This window comes from Candidatus Symbiopectobacterium sp. NZEC135 (assembly GCF_025962695.1).
Genome location: NZ_JAGFPF010001534.1, coordinates 1 through 515 on the forward strand (window position 1 = coordinate 1; position 515 = coordinate 515).

Sequence of the window (515 nt, forward strand, 5' to 3'; positions counted from 1 at the left end):
GCTTTCTTTATCCGCAATATGCTGCTGGCGGTGCTGCTGAGTTTGATCTTTTTTGCGCTTTTGCTTTCGCTCTAACAGGCGACGGCAAAGGCCGTTTTTATCCCGGGCTCAGAACATCCTATCGCGACTCGGATTGCGCATCGAGCCAATCGATAAAACGAGAGATCGATTGGCTATCCGGATCGCAAAAATCCATGTGGGTTCCCTGCGCGATGGTTATGCATTCGACGGGCGTGCCTTTTTGCTGAGCGTGCCGTGCATAGTCATCTATTTCGCCAATCGGGAGCACTTCATCATGCTCGCCGTGAAAAATAACCTGTTTACCCTGGGCAGGTAGCTGGGCAATAGGAGAGGTATGCTGGTAAATATCCCTGTTTTCATCGGGCGTGCAGCCAAGGAATGCCGTGATAAATTCCCGCCGCTGCACATCGCGGTAGCTTGCTACTAAATCCACCACCGGGGCCAGACCGATAAAAGCGTCGGGAATAATGTTCAATGCATGCTCACTCAAGCGG

1 protein-coding gene is annotated in these 515 nt (G+C 51.8%); it reads right to left on the reverse strand.

What is annotated here, in order from left to right; all coding sequences use genetic code 11:
- Positions 1-118 precede the first annotated feature (118 nt).
- Positions 119-515, reverse strand: a 397-nt coding sequence (locus J5224_RS35220) for an alpha/beta hydrolase family protein (RefSeq protein ID WP_264629413.1), incomplete at its 5' end; no start/stop codon positions are given.